The 21,195-nt window shown below is 62.7% G+C and carries 21 protein-coding genes; 12 read left to right on the plus strand and 9 right to left on the minus strand.

Features of this window, described 5'->3' with window-relative positions; all coding sequences use genetic code 11:
• The first annotated feature begins 3 nt into the window (after positions 1–3).
• Positions 4–801 carry a triose-phosphate isomerase family protein gene (locus ACZ5J0_RS05085; protein WP_464094319.1) on the plus strand — a complete coding sequence of 266 codons (798 nt, stop codon included), beginning with the start codon at positions 4–6 and terminating at the stop codon, positions 799–801.
• Here the strand turns inward: ACZ5J0_RS05085 and ACZ5J0_RS05090 are convergent.
• Positions 788–4,390 (minus strand): TM0106 family RecB-like putative nuclease, encoded by a 3,603-nt coding sequence (locus tag ACZ5J0_RS05090; protein WP_464097216.1) that lies wholly within the window; start codon positions 4,388–4,390, stop codon positions 788–790. The genes ACZ5J0_RS05085 and ACZ5J0_RS05090 overlap by 14 nt on opposite strands.
• Before the next feature lie 145 nt (positions 4,391–4,535).
• Between ACZ5J0_RS05090 and ACZ5J0_RS05095 the strand changes: the two genes are divergently transcribed.
• The 3 genes from ACZ5J0_RS05095 to ACZ5J0_RS05105 all read left to right on the plus strand — a co-directional run bounded on the left by ACZ5J0_RS05095 (position 4,536) and on the right by ACZ5J0_RS05105 (position 8,178).
• Complete coding sequence (locus tag ACZ5J0_RS05095) at positions 4,536–4,988, plus strand: nucleoside deaminase (RefSeq protein WP_142940019.1); 453 nt, start codon at positions 4,536–4,538, stop codon at positions 4,986–4,988.
• A gap of 131 nt (positions 4,989–5,119) precedes the next feature.
• Positions 5,120–5,554, plus strand: coding sequence for a CBS domain-containing protein (locus tag ACZ5J0_RS05100; RefSeq protein WP_142940018.1), 435 nt, complete (start codon positions 5,120–5,122; stop codon positions 5,552–5,554).
• A 164-nt stretch (positions 5,555–5,718) separates the two neighbouring features.
• Positions 5,719–8,178: a Tex family protein gene (locus ACZ5J0_RS05105; RefSeq protein ID WP_464094320.1), complete on the plus strand. Its 2,460-nt coding sequence runs from the start codon at positions 5,719–5,721 to the stop codon at positions 8,176–8,178.
• A gap of 48 nt (positions 8,179–8,226) precedes the next feature.
• Here the strand turns inward: ACZ5J0_RS05105 and ACZ5J0_RS05110 are convergent, their stop codons facing one another.
• From ACZ5J0_RS05110 to ACZ5J0_RS05120, 3 genes are all read right to left on the minus strand, one after another.
• The gene (locus tag ACZ5J0_RS05110) at positions 8,227–9,213 is read right to left on the minus strand and encodes an alpha/beta hydrolase (RefSeq protein WP_464094321.1); all 987 of its coding nucleotides are present in this window, start codon (positions 9,211–9,213) and stop codon (positions 8,227–8,229) included.
• On the minus strand, positions 9,210–9,572 hold the full coding sequence (locus ACZ5J0_RS05115; protein ID WP_142940015.1) for a DUF1622 domain-containing protein: 363 nt from the start codon (positions 9,570–9,572) through the stop codon (positions 9,210–9,212). Before ACZ5J0_RS05115 ends, ACZ5J0_RS05110 begins: the two co-directional genes overlap by 4 nt.
• 136 nt (positions 9,573–9,708) lie before the next feature.
• Positions 9,709–10,629, minus strand: coding sequence for an MSMEG_6728 family protein (locus ACZ5J0_RS05120; RefSeq protein ID WP_223942002.1), 921 nt, complete (start codon positions 10,627–10,629; stop codon positions 9,709–9,711).
• Between the two features lie 83 nt (positions 10,630–10,712).
• On the opposite strand from ACZ5J0_RS05120, the gene ACZ5J0_RS05125 reads away from it, so the two are divergent.
• The 3 genes from ACZ5J0_RS05125 to ACZ5J0_RS05135 all read left to right on the plus strand — a co-directional run bounded on the left by ACZ5J0_RS05125 (position 10,713) and on the right by ACZ5J0_RS05135 (position 13,179).
• Positions 10,713–11,744, plus strand: coding sequence for an adenosine deaminase (locus ACZ5J0_RS05125; protein ID WP_464094322.1), 1,032 nt, complete (start codon positions 10,713–10,715; stop codon positions 11,742–11,744).
• 145 nt (positions 11,745–11,889) lie between these two features.
• Positions 11,890–12,801, plus strand: coding sequence for a pullulanase X25 domain-containing protein (locus ACZ5J0_RS05130; RefSeq protein WP_464094323.1), 912 nt, complete (start codon positions 11,890–11,892; stop codon positions 12,799–12,801).
• A gap of 93 nt (positions 12,802–12,894) precedes the next feature.
• Positions 12,895–13,179, plus strand: coding sequence for an acylphosphatase (locus ACZ5J0_RS05135; RefSeq protein WP_464094324.1), 285 nt, complete (start codon positions 12,895–12,897; stop codon positions 13,177–13,179).
• 299 nt (positions 13,180–13,478) lie between these two features.
• On the opposite strand, the gene ACZ5J0_RS05140 is transcribed toward ACZ5J0_RS05135, so the two are convergent.
• Positions 13,479–13,994: a DinB family protein gene (locus tag ACZ5J0_RS05140; RefSeq protein ID WP_464094325.1), complete on the minus strand. Its 516-nt coding sequence runs from the start codon at positions 13,992–13,994 to the stop codon at positions 13,479–13,481.
• The gene (locus ACZ5J0_RS05145; protein WP_464094326.1) at positions 13,991–14,422 is read right to left on the minus strand and encodes a VOC family protein; all 432 of its coding nucleotides are present in this window, start codon (positions 14,420–14,422) and stop codon (positions 13,991–13,993) included. Before ACZ5J0_RS05145 ends, ACZ5J0_RS05140 begins: the two co-directional genes overlap by 4 nt.
• An 81-nt stretch (positions 14,423–14,503) precedes the next feature.
• On the opposite strand from ACZ5J0_RS05145, the gene ACZ5J0_RS05150 reads away from it, so the two are divergent.
• Both ACZ5J0_RS05150 and ACZ5J0_RS05155 read left to right on the plus strand, forming a co-directional pair.
• Positions 14,504–15,193 carry a hypothetical protein gene (locus ACZ5J0_RS05150; protein WP_223942008.1) on the plus strand — a complete coding sequence of 230 codons (690 nt, stop codon included), beginning with the start codon at positions 14,504–14,506 and terminating at the stop codon, positions 15,191–15,193.
• Complete coding sequence (locus ACZ5J0_RS05155; RefSeq protein WP_464094327.1) at positions 15,190–15,879, plus strand: SDR family NAD(P)-dependent oxidoreductase; 690 nt, start codon at positions 15,190–15,192, stop codon at positions 15,877–15,879. Before ACZ5J0_RS05150 ends, ACZ5J0_RS05155 begins: the two co-directional genes overlap by 4 nt.
• A gap of 144 nt (positions 15,880–16,023) precedes the next feature.
• Here ACZ5J0_RS05155 and ACZ5J0_RS05160 read toward each other — a convergent pair whose 3' ends face one another.
• Positions 16,024–16,524 carry a GNAT family N-acetyltransferase gene (locus ACZ5J0_RS05160; RefSeq protein WP_464094328.1) on the minus strand — a complete coding sequence of 167 codons (501 nt, stop codon included), beginning with the start codon at positions 16,522–16,524 and terminating at the stop codon, positions 16,024–16,026.
• Between the two features lie 140 nt (positions 16,525–16,664).
• Complete coding sequence (locus tag ACZ5J0_RS05165; protein WP_464094329.1) at positions 16,665–17,075, minus strand: hypothetical protein; 411 nt, start codon at positions 17,073–17,075, stop codon at positions 16,665–16,667.
• A 268-nt stretch (positions 17,076–17,343) separates the two neighbouring features.
• Between ACZ5J0_RS05165 and ACZ5J0_RS05170 the strand changes: the two genes are divergently transcribed.
• The 3 genes from ACZ5J0_RS05170 (at position 17,344) to ACZ5J0_RS05180 (ending at position 19,939) form a co-directional block, all read left to right on the plus strand.
• On the plus strand, positions 17,344–18,078 hold the full coding sequence (locus ACZ5J0_RS05170; protein WP_464094330.1) for an ANTAR domain-containing protein: 735 nt from the start codon (positions 17,344–17,346) through the stop codon (positions 18,076–18,078).
• A gap of 114 nt (positions 18,079–18,192) precedes the next feature.
• Entirely contained in the window at positions 18,193–18,453 is a 261-nt protein-coding gene (locus ACZ5J0_RS05175; RefSeq protein WP_142940005.1) for an SHOCT domain-containing protein, read from the plus strand.
• Positions 18,454–18,574: 121 nt separating this feature from the next.
• On the plus strand, positions 18,575–19,939 hold the full coding sequence (locus tag ACZ5J0_RS05180; protein ID WP_464094331.1) for an MFS transporter: 1,365 nt from the start codon (positions 18,575–18,577) through the stop codon (positions 19,937–19,939).
• A 38-nt stretch (positions 19,940–19,977) separates the two neighbouring features.
• On the opposite strand, the gene ACZ5J0_RS05185 is transcribed toward ACZ5J0_RS05180, so the two are convergent.
• A complete protein-coding gene (locus ACZ5J0_RS05185) occupies positions 19,978–21,180 on the minus strand; it encodes a hypothetical protein (protein ID WP_464094332.1) in 1,203 nt (400 codons plus the stop codon).
• Positions 21,181–21,195: the final 15 nt, after the last annotated feature.

A 21,195-nucleotide genomic window follows, 5' to 3' on the forward strand; every position in this document is an offset into this window, starting at 1 on the left:
GTGATGCCGTCTGCTCCTGACAGCGTGTTCATTGGCGTCAGCACCAAGATGTACATGGGCTACGCGCAGAGCCTGGCGTGGTTGGAGCAGTTGGTGGCAGAAGTGGACGCCCGTCCGGCCCTCGCGGCCGGGCGGGTGGTCCCGTTTGTGATCCCGTCGTTCCCGGTGCTGCCCGAGGCGGCGCGCTTGATTGCGGGTACGCCCCTGATTTTGGGCGCCCAGAATTGTGGATGGTCCCATGGCCCGTGGACGGGGGAGGTCTCTCCGAACATGCTCTCGGAGATGGGCGTGGGATGGGTGGAGATCGGCCACGCAGAACGACGCCGCCACTTTGGAGAAGATGAGGCGATGATTGCGCTCAAGGTGAGCGCCGCCGTCGACGCCGGGCTGACGCCGCTGTTGTGCGTGGGGGAGTCGGAAGTCCTGGAACCCGAAGCGGCTGCAGCTGCGGTGTTTCTGCAGATCAAGGCAGCCGTATCGGGGGATTGGTCCGTTGCCTCCCAACTGGTGGTTGCGTATGAACCTGTATGGGCGATAGGGGCTCCTGAGCCTGCCGCGGCCGAGTATGTTTCCCGCGTGGTGGCTGCGCTGCGGGGATCGTTGGGGCAGCACGGCCTTGCAAGGATCCCGATCATTTATGGCGGCTCGGCGAAGCCTGGACTTTTGCCTCAGCTGGATGGGGTGTCCGGGCTTTTCCTCGGTCGCTTTGCCCACGACGCTGCCAACTTCGGCAGGGTCTTGGACGAAGCCCTGAGTTTTTGTACAGCAGATGCCCTTAAAGCGCCTTCTAAAGGGCATTAGCTGTACAAAAACTCCGCTGGCAGAGTGCCACGAACCCACCAAGGTTCTTAAGGCCCTCGGGATGCGTTGGCAGGTAGTTGGTCAGCTCGGGCGAACGTACGACGACGGCACGCCACTGACCGCGCGACACCGCCACATTGATCCGGTTCCGGGACAGCAGGAATTCCATCCCGCGGGGGACTTCTCCGGCTGCCGAGGCGGCCATGGAAACAATGACGACAGGGGCTTCCTGGCCTTGGAATTTATCCACTGTGCCAACGCGGACCTTGCTTAGTCCGGCGTCCCGGAGATGGTGCTTGATCAGTTGGACCTGGGCGTTGTAAGCGGCAACCACCAGAATGTCGGCCTCACGCAGGGGCCGGCTTTCGATGGGTTGGGGTTGAGCTGACGTGTGGTCCGCCGACGTGGACGGGTTGTGCCACGCCAGGCCGAGGTGGGCCCGGACCTGCCGCACCACCTCCGCTGCTTCCTCGGGTGAGTTCGTCGAGTTGCCGGTGTGCGGAACATAGACGCAGGAGATACCGGGTGCGGCGCCCTCCAGATGGCGTGCTTTTGCTGCGGATGCCGACTCGAGCAGGTTGTCGTAGGAAAGTTCTGAAACCGCGCTGCAGAGTTCGGGATGCATGCGCCACGATAACGCCAGGAAGTAGCCCAGATGGGGCGGCAAGGTGTTGTAACCGTCTGACAACCAGCCCAAGGCTGATTCATCTACCGGCTCAGGGTGCTTGCCTTGCGTGACCTGAGGCAGTTGCTGCGGATCGCCCAGAAGCAGAAGTCGTTTGGCTGCGCGGCTCACGGCCATGGTGTTGGCCAGCGAGAACTGTCCTGCTTCATCGATGACCAAAAGATCCAGGGATCCGGCCGGAACCGAACTACCCACCATGGTCCAGGCTGTGCCGCCAATCAATGCGCCGCCCGGTTTGGACAGGAGTTCTTCCACGTCACCTTTGCCGCATTGGGTCCATGGTACGGGGTCGTCGTGTTTGACTTCCTTGGCCACCCGTCGCGGATCCACTCCGGCCTTATCCACTGCAGCGCAGAGCATGTTCTCCACCACGGCATGCGACTGGGCCACCACGCCCACCTTCCACCCGGCTGTGATGAGCCGTGCCAGGACGTGGGCGCCCACGTGGGTCTTGCCGCTCCCTGGCGGACCTTGGACAGCCAGATAGGAGTGGTCCAGGTCAGTGAGGGCTGCGGTGATGGCGTCGATGTACCCGTCGGGGCCAGGCTTCACGGGCGGGAGGGCGTCAAGGCTGCGCAGCTTGGGCGGCCTCCTCCGCACCAGGTCCAGGGCGGGATCCTGCGGCCACTCGGGAAGCGTACCCCTGAGCTTTGTGGCCAAAGCAGCGAGGGCGGCGCGCTGGCCTTTGGTGGCGATGGGTGGATCCGGTGTCAGGGCCATGGGCAAGTGGGTGAAGGCCGTGGAGTCTTTGCGAAGGCCTTCCGTGATGGTGACCGTTTCGAAGTCTTCGAAGTCGCCCGCTTCGGTGACCAAGGTTCCGTTCCAGCCTGCACGGCCCAGCGCAATGGACTCTTTTCCTTGCAGCGATTCCGGCAGCGGTGGGCCGTACATGCGGAAGTACTTCTTGCCAGGTTCCAGCCCTGCGCCGTCCCCGGACCGGCCGTAGAGTTTCACTGTCCGCACCGGGTTGCTGCGGGGTGTGGGCTTGGCCCAGTCCTCAAGCAGTTCAGCGTGGTCAACAATGAACAGATCGCGCTCGTCAGGCCACTGCGAGGTCGGTTTTTCCAAGCGGTCGAAGTGACCCCACCAGTGTTGTTTGTCCTCGCGGCGGTGATATCCCACCCCAGCGGCCACGATGCCTATTGCACGCGTATCCGCGGTGTCATTTTCTTCCTCGGACAGCCCGGCAATGTAGTCGAACAGCGCTCTTTCTTCCGGTGCTGCCTCGTACTTCTCCGGTTCGGTATCAGGTGGCGGCGCGTCCCCTGCACCACCCGGCTGGATGGAGCGTTCAGCAGCACGGGCAAGGAGCCAGTTGCGAAGTTCCAGCGTCGACAAACAGTCGTACTCGTTGTAGTCACGGATGCCTTCGAGGATCACGGCTGCGTCCTCAGGGTTCCCGTTGTCCCGGGCCGTGCAGTAGTCCGCGTAGGCAACAACGGAGGCTCCGGCATCCGTTACGTCTCCGGAGCGGAGATGCTGCCCCATGTAGAGCGGTTCGAGTTTCTTGATGCTGTAAGAATTCTCAGAGATCCGGATGCTGTGCCGGACGGTGTCGTAGAGATCCACCAGGACGCCTTGGCGCAGGAGGTCGTCGACGGCGGATTCGCCCACCACATGTGTCAGGGACAGGTTACGCAGGGCCGTTTTCTCGTACGCGGCGTAGTGGTAGATGTGCATACCGGGATACATGGCGCGGCGCTTGGCCACGTACTCAAGGAAGTCCACAAAAGCCTGTCCTTCCTCGGCCCGTGAGTGCGCCCAGAATGGCCTGAACACCGGGTCAGCTCCGGGTTCCACAGGGTTCTCGACCACCCCGAACAGATACTCCAGCCCCCACTTCCCGGTGGCAGGGTCCTGCCAGAGAGGATCACCTTCGAAGTCGAAGAAAATGTCGCCCGGATCAGGAGCGGGCAACCTTCCCAAGTTGTTGTCCGGCAAAACGTTGTAACTGATGGCTTTGGCTTCTCCGGACTTGTCCGTGTACTTGACCGTGCCGTCCGGCGTGCCTGCCCCGGTCTGTAACCGGGCCTGCTCCCGGAGCCTCAACAACGTGGGGTCGCCCGATTCGGGGAGGTCTGCAAGATGGTCAATGGTGGTGACGCCGGCCTCTATCAGCTTCTTACGGCGGCTGATTCGCATACCGGCCACCATCAGGAGGTCACGGCGTAATTGGACCTGTTCAGCACAGTAATCGCAGCGGCCACAGGCGGAATACCGGGGGTCGCCCCACTCAATGGGCCCGGCTGCTTCACCATGTGCCCGGGTCATATCAAGGAAGCGCTCCCGACGCTCCTTGAAGACGGGAAGGATCTGCGCAAGAGGGTGGTCGCTGTGAACCCGGTTGCCCAGCACCAAGGTGACGGTGGGGTGCGGTGTGATCCCTGCCTGGATGAGTTGATCTCCATAGGCGGCCAACTGCAGGAGAGCCGTAACCTTGGCGTGCCGAGCGAGCTTGGTATCGAAGACCGCGTACTGGCCGCCGGGGCGTTTCACCAGGAAATCGGAACGGCCATGGAATTGACCATCGAAAAACGCTGCCTGAAAGACGACATCCGCGCCGGACCGCAAGGCCTCGATGGATTCCGCATGCTTGGCCGACAGGGTGGCGCGGTCCATCGCCGTGGCGGGGACGACGTCGTAAACGCCCTTCCCGGAAGCCGGATCCCACAGCCCGAACTCAGCCACAAACTCGTCAAGGACCCGATGCTCGTGATCGTCTCCCAGTTTGGCCGTGCGCTCCAACATGGCATCCGTGGCAAAGTCAGGCTTTGGCGTGCGGCCCAGTTTTTCGTCGAGTTTGCGGAGCGCCTGGTACTCACAGGTGGCAGCAATGACGAGGTCGCTGGCTGAGAACACCAGGTCCTTCGGTGCGCCCGCGTGCTCGGGCTCGAGGAAGAACACCGCAACCCACCTACCTCTCCGTGCCGTAAATAAACTCAGTGCCGTGAATAAACCCTTGCAGCCAAGCTATCAGCGAGCCACGACAAAATAGCTTCGACAAAATAACTCCTGACAAAACAGCTTCCGGCCCCTCTAGACTGCACCCATGACTGAAACAGCCCCCGCCCTTGACCCCGCTTTCGAGGCCGCCTACCAAGCAGCGCAAAAAAGCCTCAGCGAGGGCGGCATCCCCATCGGAGCCGCACTGGCCCGTGGCGGGAACGTCATTGCCAGCGGCCACAACGAGCGCGTACAGCACGGCGACCCAATCGCCCACGGTGAGATGTCAGCGCTCAGGGCTGCCGGCCGCCAGAAGACATACCGGGACACCACGCTCTACACCACCTTGGCGCCCTGCGCGATGTGCACGGGAACCATCATCCAATTCAAAATTCCCCGGGTAGTGGTTGGCGAAGCCGAAACGTTCCCCGGTGAATTCGATCTCCTGCGCTCACGCGGGGTGGAGGTGGTGGTGCTGGACGATCCCCGGTGCGTGGACATGATGCGCACTTTCCAAAAGGACCACGCCGAATTGTGGGCTGAAGACATCGCCGAATAGGGACCATAAAGAGCCACTTGATCGGGCGCGAAATCGCCTAGCCACCGGTACCCTCCGAGCGTAGGCTGGCATCATCGGCGTCGGTGCCGAGAGGCCCCGCGTCGATAACCCCAATCGATGAAGGAGGACCCATGAGTGCCGTACGTGAATTCATGACAACCAACGCCCAGTGCATCGAAGAGGACAAAACTCTTCAGGACGCCGCCAGGCTGATGAGGGACATGGACTGCGGTTCACTTCCCATCTGCGGCCACGACGGCAAGCTCACCGGCTTCATCACCGACCGCGACATCGTGGTCAAGTGTTTGGCTGAAGGCAAGGACGCCAGGGAAGTCCGGGCCGGTGAACTCGCCACCGGCAAGCCTTACTGGGTGGACGCTGACGCCAACGTCGACGAAGCCGTGAGCATGATGGAAGAGCACCAGGTGCGCCGCCTGCCCGTCATCAGTGATCACAAGTTGGTAGGCATCATCAGCCAGGGCGATATTGCCCGGAACCACTACGCAGAACAGCGCCTAGGTGAAATGGTGGAGCACATTTCCGCCAAGGAGCACATGTCCCACTGACCCATGGCTCTGATCATCCAAACCCAGCCGCCGCGAGGCATCCCTAGAGAGGAACGCCTCGCGGCCCGTTCCTGCTTGGTCCAACTACAGCACTAACACAGCCGCCCGGATAGTCCTCAAGGATGCGTGTACCGGAAATTGTCGGCCACGTGAGGCAAACTGTCATGGTGACTTCAAATCTCCAACACCAGTCAGCTGCCTCTGCCATCCATGCCCAGATCGCCGAAGAACTCGGCGTCAAGACCTGGCAGGTCAAAGCCGCTGTGGAACTGCTCGACGCCGGATCCACCGTTCCCTTCATCGCCCGCTATCGTAAGGAAGTCACCGGGACGCTCGATGACACCCAACTCCGCGACCTTGAAGAACGCCTCAGATACCTGCGTGAGCTCGAAGAAGGACGCACCTCGGTCCTGGAGGCGATTGCCGCCCAAGGCAAGCTGACCCCGGAACTGGAAGCCGCCGTCGTCGGGGCCGATACCAAGGCCCGGTTGGAGGACATTTACCTCCCCTTCAAATCCAAGCGCCGCACCAAGGCCCAGATCGCCCGCGAAGCCGGGCTGGAGCCGCTGGCCGACGTCCTGCTGGCCAACCCGCACCTGGACCCCGCAACCGAAGCCGCCAAATACATGAACGCCGAGCACTCCATTGACGACGCCGCCACGGCGCTCGCAGGGGCCCGCGCCATCCTGGTGGAGCGCGTCGGTCAGGACCCGGACCTGGCTGAGGATCTCCGCGAACGCCTGTGGAAGCAGGGACGCATGGTGTCGCGGGTCAAGAAGGGCATGGAGGCGGAGGGTCAGAAGTTCAAGGACTACTTCGAATTCACGCAGGTGCCGTCCGGCATGCCGTCGCACCGCGTGCTCGCTTTGCTGCGCGGCGAGAAGGACGGCGTCCTTGAGCTCGATCTCGCCGAAGCAGACCCGGCCGACGACGACGCCCTGGCCGCCGCTCGCGGCCGCTACGAAAACGCTGTGGCCAAGTGCCTTGGGGTCGCCAACCAGGGCCGGCCCGCCGATGCCTGGCTGATGCAGACCGCACAGCTGGCCTGGCGGGGCCGCATTCTGGACCGGCTGACCACGGACCTTCGCGGACGCATGTTCGCCGACGCCGAGGACGAAGCCGTTCGAGTTTTCGCCGCCAACCTGCGCGATGTCCTGTTGGCCGCACCTGCCGGCAACCGCGCCACGCTTGGCCTGGACCCCGGACTCCGGACCGGCGTGAAGGTGGCTGTGGTGGACGGTACCGGCAAAGTTGTCACCACGGACACCATCTACCCGCACGCACCCGCGAAGAAGTGGGACGAAGCGTTGGCCACCCTCGGACGCCTTGCCAAGCAGCACAACGTAGAGCTGGTGGCGATCGGAAACGGAACGGCCTCCCGCGAAACGGACAAGCTCGCCACCGAACTCATCAAGTCCCTCGAAGCTGCCGGTTCCAAGGGAATCCAGAAGCTGGTGGTGTCCGAGGCTGGAGCGTCGGTGTATTCCGCGTCCGCACTGGCCGCTTCTGAGCTTCCGGGAATGGATGTTTCGCTGCGTGGCGCTGTGTCCATCGCGCGTCGCCTGCAGGACCCCTTGGCGGAGCTGGTCAAGATCGAGCCCAAGTCCATCGGCGTAGGTCAGTACCAGCATGACGTCACTGCCGCGAAGCTCGATCGCTCACTGGATGCCGTAGTGGAGGACTGCGTGAACGCCGTGGGCGTGGACGTGAACACAGCATCGCCGGCGCTGCTTTCCCGTGTGGCCGGCGTCGGGCCGCTGCTGAGTGAGAACATCGTGGCTTACAGGAACGAGAATGGGCCGTTTGCGAAGCGCAGCGACCTCAAGAAGGTTCCCCGCCTGGGTGCCAAGGCGTTTGAACAGTGCGCAGGCTTCCTCCGGATCACCGGGGGAGCGGAGCCATTGGATGCCTCCAGCGTGCATCCGGAAGCATACTCGGTGGCCCGGAAGATCCTGGTCGCAGCCGGTGGCGGTCCGGCTACGGCGTTGGATCCGCAGGCTTTCGTTGACGGCACGTTCGGCCTGCCCACGGTCAAGGACATCATGTCGGAACTGGAGAAGCCCGGCCGTGACCCCCGTCCTGCGTTCAAGGCGGCGTCGTTCTCCGAGGGCATCGAGAAGATCTCCGACCTCAAGCCCGGCATGATCCTGGAAGGCACAGTTACCAACGTTGCCGCTTTCGGTGCGTTCGTTGACGTCGGAGTGCACCAGGACGGGCTGGTCCACGTGTCGGCACTATCCAACAAGTTCGTCTCGGATCCGCGCGAGATCGTGAAATCCGGCCAAGTGGTACGGGTCAAAGTGTTGGAAGCCGACCCCGAACGCAAGCGCATCTCCCTGACGTTGAGGCTCGACGACGAACCCGGCGCAGCCGGCGGCCGCACCTCGGGTGGGCGTGCTTCAGGCGGGCGTGCTCCGGGCAACCAGGGTGCTGCTGGTCAGCGTGGCGGCGGCCAGCCGGGTCAGCCGGGTCAGCGTTCAGGTCAATCAGGCCAGGGTTCGCCGCGACAGGGGCAGGGTCAGGGCGATCGGCGCCAAGGAGGCGCGCGGCAAAGTAATCAGCAGGCGGCTCCTGCCAACACAGCCATGGCGGAAGCGCTGCGAAGGGCCGGGCTCGGCAAGTAACCCCTACAAACCGGCGGTCCTGGCTTCCCACACGTCTGCATCCGAGGGCTAGAGAGCTGTGGGAAGCCAGCGCCCGATCCGCGCGAAGGCCTCTCGCCGGATTGGTTCCGGTGAGAGGAAGATGTCGTGGAGCGCGTTGGGGAGCCGGCTCACCGTGACGGTGTCGGCCAAGGACAACGAGCGGTGAGCCACGGCATCCACGTTGAGTGCGACGTCAGCCGTGAGAGCGTCGGCAGACCATTTTGGCTGGAGGTAGCTCTTGTCCGAGAGCAGCACGAGTACCGGAACGTCGATCCCTAAACCGGCCGCAACAGTGGCCTGGCCGCGGAACACGGCGTCGAGGAATGCCGGAGTGATGGGAAAGCCCCGGTCGGGCCGCCACTGGAGGTTGTAGTCCCACTCACCGTCAAGGGTGGCTGATACGGCCCGGGTGTAGATGCCCGGATCCACTGGGGGCAACGGTGTCAGGGGGTGGAGCCGGGCGTGCAGTCCCACCAGCGGGGCGATCGCGCGTCTACCGAGCTCGGTGGCTTGAAATTCCAGCCACGGGCTGTTGAGGATCAGTGCAGAAGCCACGCCAGAATGACGGGCAGCCCACAGACTGAGGGTGAGCCCACCGGTGGAATGGCCCAACAGGATGAGTGGTCGGTCATGGCCAGGGACGTCGGAGCGGCCCATGGCGGTCAGCGCTGCGGTGATGTCGGCGTCATAAGCGGACAGGTTGGTGACGAAACCCGGAACCATCCCGGGACGCAGGCTGCGCCCGTAGTTGTGAAGGTCCAGGGCGTGGAAGCGCGCGCCGGTTCGGTGCCAGAACTCGGCTACGTGCTTTTGGAAGAAGTAGTCGGACCAGCCGTGGACGTACAGGACGTCGGCATCGATTCCTGCGGGGTCCGGAACGCCGTCCAAGTCCTCCGGCCACTCGGGGCCTGTGCCGAGGTACCTCACCAGGGTGGCTTCAGCACCGCCGTCGAGTTCTAACGTTTGCTGCTCAAAGCCTTCGCCAAGAATGTCCGGGATCCACTGCTGGGTCACGCGTCTTTTTCCTTCTGCCACGGCCAGCGGCCCGTAATTTCCAGCTCCAGCGAGAAACTGAGGAACGTCCGGATCAGCACAATGATGGCCAGCACCCCGACGCTCTCAAAAGTAGGAGTGACGGCCACGGTTCTGATGATGTCGGCGGCCACCAGGAGCTCGAGCCCCAACAGGATGGACCTGCCCAACAGTTGCCGGTAGGAGCGGTACGGGGAGAAGGGTGCCAGGCCGCGGGCCCGCTTTGGCTGGTATCCCCGGAGGGCCATGGGGATGGACACCACGGCACCTATCACCATCACCGCCACCCCGGCGACGTCCATGTACCGGCCGACTTCTTCGATGACGTGCTGGAAATCCATGGCCCTCCCCGGTTAGGTGCGTGCCCTTACCGTCTCACAGAGCGGGCGCCGCATGCAGCAAACAAACGACGGCGGCAGCCAGGTTCCGTGGATACAGAACCCGGCTGCCGCCGTCGTATGCTGGTGAAAAGTACCGCTACTGCGCAGGCGCAGGCGCCGGGACCGGGAAGAAGACCCGGGGATCCTGAAGCAGTGCGGGGTAGTCGAAGTCGGTGCGCTTGATCACGTTGGTGACCTCGAAGTTGCGTGCGAAGCGGCCATCAACAGTGATGGGGCGGCCCTGAATCAGACCAACAGCGAAGATTTGGCCATCGTCAAAAGGCACAGCGAGTTCGGTCTTGCCAGGCAGGGTGTTGAAGGCCTGCTCCTGTGCCTGTCGCTTGCGTGTGGGCTTCTTTTCTTTCTGCACCACCGGGCGCTTCTTGGGTCCACCCACTTGTCGGCGGGACTTCTCCTCGGCGTACACAAACTGGTACTCGTCGGGGTCTGCCGGGGCCGCGGCACGTGCTTTGCCATGCGGCGGCATGGCTACGGTGGTGAGCTGCTCCGGGCGGAGGTCTTCAACGTTGGCGCGCAGGATCAACAGGCGATCCTCTTCCGGGTCTTCCGGGTGGAACTCGTGCTTGGGTTCCGGCCACACATACTCAAGCTTTTCCTCAGTGCCGGGAAAGAGCTGGGAGTAGTGCTTGGGATCCTTGGTGATCAGCTTGGAGCGGTGGCTGAGGTGCAGGTCCTCGTGTCCAAGCCATGGCGGCATGATGATCCTGGAAGCGTAATCCGGGTGGGCAGCCTGAGGCGCGAACTCCGTGATGTTGGTGCGGGTGTTGTCCGGGTGCCCACGCGCAATCCACTCATCAGCCATGGCCAGGCCGTACATGGTGAGCGCCGGGACGTGGCCCATCCACATGCGCACGGCGGGGTGGGACTGCCAACCGTACTCCGGGATCACCAACGCGCGGAGAACCTGGAGGGCTTCGACGCGCTGTTTGCCGAGCCTTGAAGTGTCGAGCGCCGCGGCACTCTCACGGAAATCGGCGAAAGGGAGGAAAGTCTGCATCCTTTCAGTTTGAGGGTGCCGGGCTTGAGAACCAAGTTGAGTGCTCCGGGACACGTGCAGGTGTTGGGGCCTAGAGTTGTCAGGTGGAAACTTTTGGCGAGAAAACTACACCCACGGCGCCCCCGGTTGCCGAACTGCACCTGCACATTGAAGGGACTCTCCAGCCAGAGCTGATCTTTGCCCTAGCCGAACGAAACGGCATTGACCTGCCGTACCAAGACATTGAGGAACTCCGGGAAAAGTACCAGTTCACTGACCTGCAATCTTTCCTGGACCTCTACTACGCCAATATGGCCGTCCTGCAGACCGAGCAGGATTTCACCGACATGACTCGTGCTTATCTGAAGCGGGCCGCCGCCGGGGGCGTGCGTCACGCGGAAATCATGATGGATCCACAGGCACACACTTCCCGGGGTGTGGCGCTGGAAACCTGCGTCAACGGCGTAGCCAACGCCCTGGCTACCTCCGAGGAAGACTTCGGCATCTCCACCCTCCTCATCGCGGCATTCCTGCGCGACATGTCCGAGGATTCGGCGCTTGAGGTGCTGGATCAGCTCCTGGACATGCACGCTCCGATCGCCGGCATCGGGTTGGACTCCGCAGAGGTGGGCAACCCGCCGTCGAAATTTAAGCGACTGTACCTGCGCGCCGGCGAGGCAGGGCTGCGACGAATCGCCCATGCCGGCGAGGAAGGACCGGCTTCCTACATCACCGAAGCGCTGGATCTCCTCCATGTGGAACGGATCGATCACGGCATCCGCTGCATGGAAGACACAGACGTGGTGCAGCGGCTCGTTGCTGAGCAGGTTCCCCTGACGGTTTGTCCCCTCTCCAACGTGCGTCTCCGTGCGGTGGATAAGTTGGAGGACCACCCGTTGCCGGAGATGCTGGCGATCGGCCTGAACGTTTGCGTGAATTCTGACGACCCCGCCTACTTTGGTGGTTACGTGGACGAGAACTTCGAGCAACTGGTGAAGGTACTGGAGTTCTCAGTTCCCGAACAAGCCACCTTGGCAGCGAACTCCATCCGCTCCTCCTTCGCCAGCGACGCCCGGAAAGCGGTGCTGCTGGACGAGGTCACGGAGTGGGTCAAGGCGTCCGTCTCGGCGGCCTAAAGCACAGCAGCCGAGACCCGCACATCACTTGCGGCGTCCGGCATGTCACACTCAGTCACGACACACGGTGTTTACCTTCCGCAGTCGCGGGAATTAACAATTCATTGGCAAACTTCTATGGAGTATCCACCGTTGAAGGAGAAGCATGGGCGCGAATACCGCCGAAAACACCAACCTTCGTCTGAAGGCCGTACTGGACATCCTCGCTGAAAGCGTATGGTCCGGTGCAACGCTGAACGCCGGCGAGGTGCTGGCCGAGGCGATCGTCCGGGTACCTTTCAATGACCACGAGGCTGAGCTTCTCAGTGGCGGCATCCCCCGCGGACACAAGACCTTGACGTCGGCTTCGGCCAAACTGGTGAAGGCCGGTTGGTTGGTCAAGGGCCGTTCCGGCTGGACCATTCCGGAAGATGGTCTGCGTGCCACGGTCGCCTTCGCGGATGCCGAGGCATTTGGTGCAGCGCTCGACGCCGGAACTCCGGTTCCTGCCGACGTCGCCGTACCGACGGCCCCGCCCGTGAAGCCCCAGGCCAAGAAGGCGGCGGCGACCAAGCGGGCCGCTGCGAAGAAGCTCACTGCGCCTAAAGTGGCAGCAGCCGATGTAGCTGAGCCGAAGGTCGCTGCGGCCAAGGTCTCCGCGCCGAGGGCCAAAGCTGCAACAGCCAAGGCTTCCTCCGCGGCGGCTGAACCCGCCGCGAAGAAGTCCCCCCGTAAGGTGACGGCCAAGACGAAGGCGGCCTCCGCCGTCGAGACCCTGCCGCAGCCGGACGCCGTGGCGATCGCGGGCGACTTCAACAAGATCCTTGGAGCACCCGAGGATTGGGCACCGCAGTACGACGAAGCCCAGATGGAGTTCAATCCCATCGTCCAAGTGTGGACGTTGACGGCTGAACTGCCTGCCGGTTTCTACACCTACAAGATCGCGCTGAACCGTTCGTGGGACGAGAATTATGGTGCGTTCGGTGCCCGGGACGGCGCGAACCACGAGTTGAACCACGACGGCGGCCCCGTCACCATCACGTACAGCCACGCCACGCGGGACATCGTGATCGGCTAGTTCGTTCGAGGCACGAAACCCGCCCTTGTTCGCTCGCCTCTCCGTTCGACGGGGAGTGGGACGGACGAGGGCGGGTCTGCTTAAGGTGGTTCCATGACTGACGAAACCGTTCGCCTGACAGCCCGTATCACCGGCGTGGTCCAAGGGGTGGGATTCCGCTACTGGACAGCCCGGAAAGCTGATGAGCTGGATTTGAAGGGGACGGTGCGCAACAGCACGGACGGTTCCGTGGAGCTTGTGGCCGAAGGGGAAGTCGGGAACGTCAGCGACTTCACGGACTGGCTTCACTCGTCGCGCGTTCCGGGCCAGGTGGCGGACGTTGACTTCCAGGTTTCCGAGGCCACCGGGGCGTTAGACGACTTCCGGATTATCGATTAGCGCTTGAGCCGCTGCTAAGCCCCGGGCGATGCGGTGGTTATCCCTGATTCGGTGGCGGCCAGAAGTAATCCGTGATCGTAGGCGACCAAGCTGTCGGTTTGCAGTCGAATGGCTGTTGCTAGGTGAATAGCATCCGCACTTCTCAGCTGTCCCGGAAGTGCTGCCGCGCACGCAGCGAAATCGCGGGAATGCTGCGAGTTCGCCGTCCCTCTCCGGCGATCACGCACCCTTCCCGCGACCTGGGCGATCACGGTGCTACAGGTTGGAGCGCACAACCGCGCCCTGGGCGATCACGGTGCTCACGTTTTCCAGGGCCGGTCTGCATCAAGGATTTGTTCACGCAGGATCTCCGCGTGCCCGCAGTGCTGCGCCAGTTCCCGCAGCATGTGGAGGTACACCCAACGGAGGGGCAGAGGGCCACGGCGGTTTCCCAGCAGGAGATCATCAAGGCTCAGCTCCGCAACCGCGCGCCGGGAGGCCGCGCAAGCTTCCAGATAAGCCGTCTGAATGCTGGCGATGGTGTCGTTGCTGTCCAGGATGAACGATTCGTCTGGTGACGCCGGGATACCAATCTCTGCGCGGGACCTTCGCGTGACGGCTTCGTCGAACCACACCTTCTCCACGAAAGTAGCGTGCTTCACCAAGCCCAGCAGCGTGGTCCGCGACGGAACCAGCCGGCGTCGTGCTTGTTCTTCCGTGAGTCCATCCAAACTGGCGCTCAGAGCTCTGCGGTGCTCGTCCAAAAACGTGTCGAATTGTACCCGGCCGCTGTGGTTGATGACGTCGTCGGCGACCGTCGGCGGGAGTGCGCTCATCCGAAAACCACCGTGCCGTCGTCGTTAATGCGCCAGCCGGGATTGTGCGCGATCTCCCAGACGATGCCGTTGGGGTCCTTGACGTGTCCGTGGAAAATACCGCCAAACGCGCCGGCCTGGGCGGGTTTCAGCACAGTGGCCCCGGCCGCGACCAAGGCGTCGATGGTACTGGCGACCTCCGCCGAGCTGCCTACGTTGTGTGAGAGCGTCACACCGCTGACTCCCTGTGTAGGAGCAGTGGCACCGAGGTCCTGATCGAACTTTTCGGCGTCGAACAGGCCGAGCATCAGCCCCGGCGCAATCTGGAAGAACAAGATCTCGCCGGGAACGTCCATGGCCGGATCCCAGCCAAGCCCTTCCTTATAGAAGGCGCGCGCGGCGTCCAGATCCTTGGTGGCGAACGTGAGGAAATGTAGTCGCTGGTCCATGAGGGAAGCCTAACGGGATATGGTTGCCCGACTTGGCCAGTCTTGTTGAGACCCGGTCCGCGCCGGTGGGAGGATGGAGCAGTGGAACCCCTCTTCGACTTCCTTGGCAGTTACTGGTGGCTCATTTTCCCTATTGGCGGGATGGCTGGTGGCTGGGCGAGGTCGTGGTCCAAAGCCAGCGAAGAGCGGCACCGGCGCAAGGTGGAGTTGTTGAAGCTGCAGAACCAGCTGGCGGTGCACGAGGAAGCCAACCAGGCAGAGGTAGTCTCGCTCATTGCTGCGCACGATTCCGTGAACCACAGGTGGCTCGAGTACGAGCTGGACGTGGGTAACCTCATCGATTTCCCGCTCATGACGGACGTCCGCGAACCGCTCACGGTCGCGTTCCTGCGGGCCAAGAAAGAGGCCGACAGCTTACGTCCCGCCACACCTGAAGAAATTTCGACGCCGGCCAGGCTGGCTGAGTATCGGGCGGCTGTCCACAGCTACGAACTCGCTTTTGATGTTGCCGAACGGGAAGCCAGGCGCATCAAGGACGGCAACTTCACCGGCCCGGAGCGCCAACGACTGGCGACTGCGAGGAAGCTCCTGCGCATCGCAGAGGACACAGCCGCCACTCCCGCCGAACGTCAAACGGCCTATAAGCGGGCCCGGAAGGAACTTGATGGCTTGATCGTCCTGCCGGAGGCAACCGTTGCCGCACTCGAGAGCAAGATCATCAGCATGCTGGACAGCCGGAAGGACCCGGATACGGACGTCCGATTCGCATGATTCCCAACGGAAGGCTGGCAGTCATTACGGGTGCCGGCCGTGGACTCGGAAGGTCGTTAGTAGACGAATTTTCCGAGGCCGGTTGGGCGGTAGTTGCCCTCACACGTTCACCCACAGCATCGACTGATCGGGCGAACGTCACTGTGGCCACACACGACGTCCGGAACGAGCCATCGACCGCGCTGATGTCAGCCGTAGATGGGCGCCCCGTCGATCTGATCATTAACAATGCAGCCCAGGGAGCTCCGCACGCCTGGCTGGGCGAAATTGCTGCGGAGGGCGTCATGAACGCCGTCGACGTTAATGTCGCTGGACCCCTGCGCCTGGTGCAGGCACTCTTGCCTCAATTGTTGGCTGCGCCGGATCCGGTGATCATCAATGTCACGTCCCGCTTGGGCTCTTTGACGGTGCAAGCGCGTGGCGACTATTCGGATCTCTCCACGAGCTACGCATACAAAATCTCCAAGTCCGCACAAAACATGTTGACTATCTCCCTCGCTCAGGACCTCGCAGGCCGGGTGAGGTGCTGGGCGGTTCACCCAGGGAAAATGGCCACCGGGATGGGGCAGGCTGATGCTTCAAAAGATCCACGGCAGGCGGCTCGCGAACTAAGGGAACTGGTTGATTCTCCGGACCGTACCTCGCCACGCTTCGTCTCGCTCGGAGCCGCCGACCTCAGCTGGTAGCACTCCAGTGCGCTTCACAGCCCGTGGCTGGCGCTTCACCACCTTCTTTGAACCCGGAAAGCCCGCAAAACAACCAGTTTTGGCTGATCCTAGGCCTCCTAGCAGCCAAGGTCAGTGGTAGCGGCACACCTGACTAGCCCGCGGCTACCTCAGTTCGATGCCCATCACGGTCCGCACCAAGGATCCACCCATGTCGTCCTCGAGCTGCTGCATTCCCATCCGCTCAGCAACCCTCCGTGAAGCCACGTTGCCCGGGTGAATGATCGCAACAAGGAGGGGGACCCCCAGGACATCGCGTGCGAAGTCCCGGGACGCCAATGCTGCCTCCGAAGCATATCCGCGCCCCTGCACGTCCCGACGAACGTGGTAACCCACCTCAAGTTCAGCCCGCCCGTTGACATATTGCCACGTCAGCCCGCAGTCGCCGACGAACTCGCCGTCGCGCGTTTCTACGATCCACAACCCGTATCCGTGGCGAGCGTAGTTGTCCTGGTTCCACTTGATCCAGGCTGCTGATTCACCCCGCGACTTAGGCGCCGGGTAGTACGTCATGACCTCGGGATCACCCAGCATGGAACTCATCAGATCGAGATCGGCGAGAGTCATCTCCCGGAAGCGCAGCCGGGCGGTCGAGTTGGGGAGCATTCCCGAAGCCTATCTGCCCTTGAGATGTACCGTCCTCACCTACTTTCGGCCCAAGAAGTCCCAAAAACAACCATTTTCGGCTGAATTTTGGCCCTTCAAGAATCAAAGTGGGTCGTGACGGTACAAGCTGGTGAGTCTTCCTAGCCACGGCCCATGCTCGTTGAGGGGTCGCCCCCGCTTTCCGAGGGATCTGCGCGCAGGTCATCGGGGTCTCCACTGGGCAGGCCGGCCGGTCCCGCTGCGTCACTTGAGCCGACAGCAGTGCCATCGTGCGGTTTGCGGCCCTGAGTGTCGCCGTCGGTTCCCGGCCTCGGTGAGGTGGTTCCGCCGTCGGGTTCTCCATCCGCACGGTGGCGGCCCTTTGCCCTGGTGCTGGGGGAGTGATCTTCGTCGATGGCGTTTGAGCCCTCGCTTATGGAGGAGTGGACCTGGATATCGTCGTCCTTCTCGCCGGGCGCTGGAACCTGCTGATCATTCACCGGCTTGGAGGTCCCGGCCAGGTCTTCCATAGCGTTTTCGGTGGCCTTACGGATGCTGTCTTCAACGCCCATCTGATGACTCCTCTGTATGCATAGTCCTTATGACGGATCTCAGATCCTTTTAGTAAGCCTACTTACTTTTGGGGACGCGTGAAACCCTTGCCTTAGTTGACAAAATGGCATATTCGGAGTCGCGTATCCGCAGGTCAAGCCGTTCCGCGCAGCACTTTGTACCGGTGATCGTTGGGCGATAAGGTATTGCCAGACCGTTTTGCAGAGGGCGGCAATTTTCGCTCCTTTGCTGTCTGCTGGGGACGCATTTCAGTCAGTAGGAACGTGCATGGTCAACCCCCGCCCCGAGCAGGAAGCTCTCAAGAACGGTTTTTTCTTGGATCTCGTCCTGGGCAGCGAAGACGTCGAGGCTTTTCTCGGCGAGCTCGCGGCTTTCTCCGCCGAAAGCCTCTCGCGCCCGGAACCCGTCTTCTGTGGCATCACCGTATTGCGTCGTAAGAAGTCGGCCACCACTGCCAGCAGTGATGATCGCGCCAGAGCAATGGACGAACTCCAAAACGATTTTGATGGTCCCTGCCTCACTGCCATGGATCAGCTCACCCCCGTGATGGTGCCGGATCTTCTCCAGGAACATCGTTGGCCCGAGTACGTGCAGGCTGCTTCGCACCAAGGCCTGCGATCCGTCCTGAGTGTCCCCCTTCTGGTTGAAGGCGATACACGTGCAGCGTTGAACCTCTACTCCGAGCAGCCGGACGCGTTCAGCGATGACGACGTAGAGAGTGCCGAGGAGTTCGCCTCCCACGCCTCCAAGTCGTTGCGCCTGGCCCTGAAGATCGCGCAGCTCAGCGACGCCCGGAATGATCTTGCCGCAGCAATGCAGACCCGCACTGTGATCGACCTTGCTGTGGGGGCCATCATGGCGCAGAACCACTGCAGCCAGGAGGAGGCCTTCACCATCCTCCGCACGGCGTCCAGCAACCGCAACATCAAGCTGCGCCACCTGGCCAAGTCCATCATTTCTGCCGTCTCGTCCGGGAAGATCACCACGCACTTCGAGGAGTAGCCGCCTCCGACGTTTGCCGCCGTCGGGGGACTTAAGACTCTGACGCGCCGCTCCTTGCGGGGGGATAGTGGAGGCCGGGAGCACGGACGTGCCCGCTGGTCTGAAGGAGTAGCCATGATGTATTGGGACGGAAACATGGGCGTCTGGGGATACGCACTCATGGCTGTGAGTTTCATACTGTTTTGGGGAGCGATCATCACAGCGATCGTCTTTCTTGCCCGGTCCATGGGTGCCGGCAGCCGGAGGTACGCTGGCGGGCCGCACCGTACGGGCGGAGCGGAGGAGCTTCTCGCGGAAAGGTTTGCCCGCGGTGAGATCGACGATACTGAGTACAACGCCCGCCTGAATGCTCTGCGGCGGAGCAACTTCGGTTAAGCCCCTGGCCCCTACCCGGCATGGATGGTTGGTCAGAGTTTGGGCGGAGGCGTCCGCTCTGTGACCCGGTGTGGTCACCCGGGTTCGTGACCCGAGGCAACCATGGAGCAGACTTGGACGGGTGACCGCCAACAAACCACGCCCCGGCCTTGCGATTGCTGCGCTGAGCCTCGGGACGGCGCTGAACCCGTTGAACTCGTCCATGATCGCCGTAGCGTTGGTGGTCTTGCGGGAGCATTTCGCGCTCGACGTCGCCACCGTCACCTGGGTGATCACCTCGTTCTATCTCGCGTCCGCGGCCGGCCAACCGCTGATGGGCCGGCTCGCTGACCGCTTCGGCCCGCGGCGCCTGTTTATGTTCGGTATGGCGTTGGTGGCGGTGACGTGTGCGATCGCGCCGTTCCTGCCCAACTTCGCGCTGGTATGCGTGGCCCGCGCGCTCATGGCTGTAGGGACCGCGACGGCGTACCCGTCCGCCGTCGTGATGGTCACCGAGCTCAGCCGGCTGGCCAACTTGCCGTCCACGCGGCCGCTCGGCCGGATCCAGATGGCCAACACTTCGGCCGCTGCCGTCGGACCCGTCGTGGGCGGGTTGCTGGTGAGTCTAGTCGGGTGGCAGGCGCTGTTCGCGATCAACGTTCCCATTGCTTTGTTGGCGTTGATTGTTGTCCGCCAGACCGCGCCCGCAGATGCCGGGCGCGAGACCGGCAAACTCGGCCAGCTGATCCGCGATTCCGACATCCCCGGCATCCTCGCCTTCGTGGTATCCCTCATGCTCGCCATGATGGCGCTGCTCAACGTGCTGCCCGGCTACCGCTGGTATCTACTGGGTGCGGCCACGGTGATCGGAGCGCTGTTCGCCTGGCGTGAGCTGCGATTCCAGCCTCCGTTCCTGGACCTCCGCCTGCTGGGCCGGAACCGTCCGCTGCTGTTGGTGTACTTGCTGTTTGTGGTGTTCAGCGGCGTCTACTACTTTGCGTTCTTCGGCCTTCCGCAGTTGCTGCAGGAGGCAGGGAATTACGACGCCGGTGTGGTGGGCCTGCTGATGCTGCCCCTTGCGGCGTTGTCGGTTGTGGTGACGCCACTGACCGTGCGGTTCATTGAGCGGTTCGGCGTGCGACCCGTTCTGATCACCGGGGTGTTAATCCTGATCATTGCGGCAGGCACGCTTGGGTTCCTGACCCTGAGCTTGTGGGCGCCACTGGTGTTCGTGCTCACCGCGTTGATGGGTGTTCCGTACGGCGTGGTGAGTACGGCCTCAAACCAAGGCCTGTACGTTTCGGCCCGGCCCGAAGAGAGGGGAGTGGCGGCCGGTATTTTCCAGACATGCCGCTACCTCGGGGCCATCACCGCCACTGTCCTGATCGGCGTGCTCTATGGCCCCGGCGTGAATCAGGCCAACTGGGGGATCATGGTCCTGGTGATGCTGGGGCTCAGTGCTGTGGTGCTGGTGCTGGCTGTGATGTGGCGGAAGCCCGCGGCCTAGGGGAGGCGTGGCCCTGGTCGCCACAAGGCCCGGTATCGTCAGCTCCGGCGCCGCTGCTCCGCAGCCCAGGTGTGGTTCACAATGGCCGCCGCGACGCTCTTGGACAACATGGCGCGGTCAGGCCCGCGGTAGAGGTCTCTCCGAAAATAGGGAGATTCCTCAGTGTGGGGGCCGCTCTTATCGATTCGCTTGGCGAGGTCGGAGACGTAGTTGTGGCCACCGGTCCTATAGGCATCGGTTTCGGTCTGGTCCAGGCGAAGCAGGGCCGTTGAGTCCACCATCGTATTGATGCAGTACCTCGCTTCGAGAAAAAGAGATCCTTGCTGTTCAACCAGGAACCATGAGCCCGGCTGGTGGTCCACGTAATGCATGGCATCGCGATCCTTGGCTATCCTCAGGTGGTCTCCCCACTGCTCAACCGGCGGAATCGCTTCGAGTGGCCGTTGCCGGGCTTCGTTGAGCACCGTGTATTCAAACGTCGGGGATGATTCGCGGTAGAGCGTCAGGCAGATGATGCGCAGGCACGCCGAACAGCTAAGCTGGCTCTCCACCCGTTCCATCAGTTGTGACGCATGGAGTTGTTGGAGGTCTGCGAGCGGGACCCAGCTGGGGCTTTCAGTGATCAGGCCCGCCGCTGCGGCTGAGGAGAGTGCAGCGATGGTTTGTTCCACGTCCATCCCGCCGGTGTGGGCTCCGCGAACCAAGAGATCGCTGCATGTTGGACAATCGTCATCCTCGGGGCGGCAGGCATGCTGCGGAGCCTCCGCCCTGAAACTAAGGCTGAGAAGATTGCCGGGCTCGTTCCAGCCGCGGTTGTTCTTGAAGCGGGGTTCCACGTAGGCACCGTCCAGTACGAAGCCCATACCTCCGGGAGCGCGGGGAGCATCGAGGGCTCCCTTGAGGTCGCTGAGGGTAGCGTCCTTATCCAGGCCGGGGATCCATGAGGGCAGGTGAAACCCGCCAGGTGCAAAACCAGTAGGTGCAGCGTGCAGCACGACCGCCACCGTGACGCCGTCGTGCATGATCATTTGGCCGCCCGAGGCGAACTGCAGCCGTCGCGATCGGTACGCGGGTTCGCCCACCAGCTGGTCCTTGACCCTTGCCGCGGGCCCGCCGAAGGCATCGATCAACTGGCGCACGGCTGGCTCTTCTTCGGATCCCAGGAGGGCGTCCAGGATGAGTGGCAGCCGTGTGCTGGTCCGCCATGGTTCGTTCACGCCGTCATCGCTCCGCTGTCCCATCCGACCATTATCCAG

The organism is Arthrobacter sp. DualSoilB13, assembly GCF_055389195.1.

Coding starts and splice junctions, on each gene's coding strand:
- ACZ5J0_RS05085 (WP_464094319.1), top strand. CDS start 4: ATGCCGTCTGCTCCTGACAGCGTGTTCATTGGCGTCAGCACCAAGATG.
- ACZ5J0_RS05095 (WP_142940019.1), top strand. CDS start 4,536: ATGACTGAAACAGCCCCCGCCCTTGACCCCGCTTTCGAGGCCGCCTAC.
- ACZ5J0_RS05100 (WP_142940018.1), top strand. CDS start 5,120: ATGAGTGCCGTACGTGAATTCATGACAACCAACGCCCAGTGCATCGAA.
- ACZ5J0_RS05105 (WP_464094320.1), top strand. CDS start 5,719: ATGGTGACTTCAAATCTCCAACACCAGTCAGCTGCCTCTGCCATCCAT.
- ACZ5J0_RS05115 (WP_142940015.1), bottom strand. CDS start 9,572: ATGGATTTCCAGCACGTCATCGAAGAAGTCGGCCGGTACATGGACGTC.
- ACZ5J0_RS05120 (WP_223942002.1), bottom strand. CDS start 10,629: ATGCAGACTTTCCTCCCTTTCGCCGATTTCCGTGAGAGTGCCGCGGCG.
- ACZ5J0_RS05130 (WP_464094323.1), top strand. CDS start 11,890: ATGGGCGCGAATACCGCCGAAAACACCAACCTTCGTCTGAAGGCCGTA.
- ACZ5J0_RS05135 (WP_464094324.1), top strand. CDS start 12,895: ATGACTGACGAAACCGTTCGCCTGACAGCCCGTATCACCGGCGTGGTC.
- ACZ5J0_RS05140 (WP_464094325.1), bottom strand. CDS start 13,994: ATGAGCGCACTCCCGCCGACGGTCGCCGACGACGTCATCAACCACAGC.
- ACZ5J0_RS05145 (WP_464094326.1), bottom strand. CDS start 14,422: ATGGACCAGCGACTACATTTCCTCACGTTCGCCACCAAGGATCTGGAC.
- ACZ5J0_RS05155 (WP_464094327.1), top strand. CDS start 15,190: ATGATTCCCAACGGAAGGCTGGCAGTCATTACGGGTGCCGGCCGTGGA.
- ACZ5J0_RS05160 (WP_464094328.1), bottom strand. CDS start 16,524: ATGCTCCCCAACTCGACCGCCCGGCTGCGCTTCCGGGAGATGACTCTC.
- ACZ5J0_RS05165 (WP_464094329.1), bottom strand. CDS start 17,075: ATGGGCGTTGAAGACAGCATCCGTAAGGCCACCGAAAACGCTATGGAA.
- ACZ5J0_RS05170 (WP_464094330.1), top strand. CDS start 17,344: ATGGTCAACCCCCGCCCCGAGCAGGAAGCTCTCAAGAACGGTTTTTTC.
- ACZ5J0_RS05175 (WP_142940005.1), top strand. CDS start 18,193: ATGATGTATTGGGACGGAAACATGGGCGTCTGGGGATACGCACTCATG.
- ACZ5J0_RS05185 (WP_464094332.1), bottom strand. CDS start 21,180: ATGGGACAGCGGAGCGATGACGGCGTGAACGAACCATGGCGGACCAGC.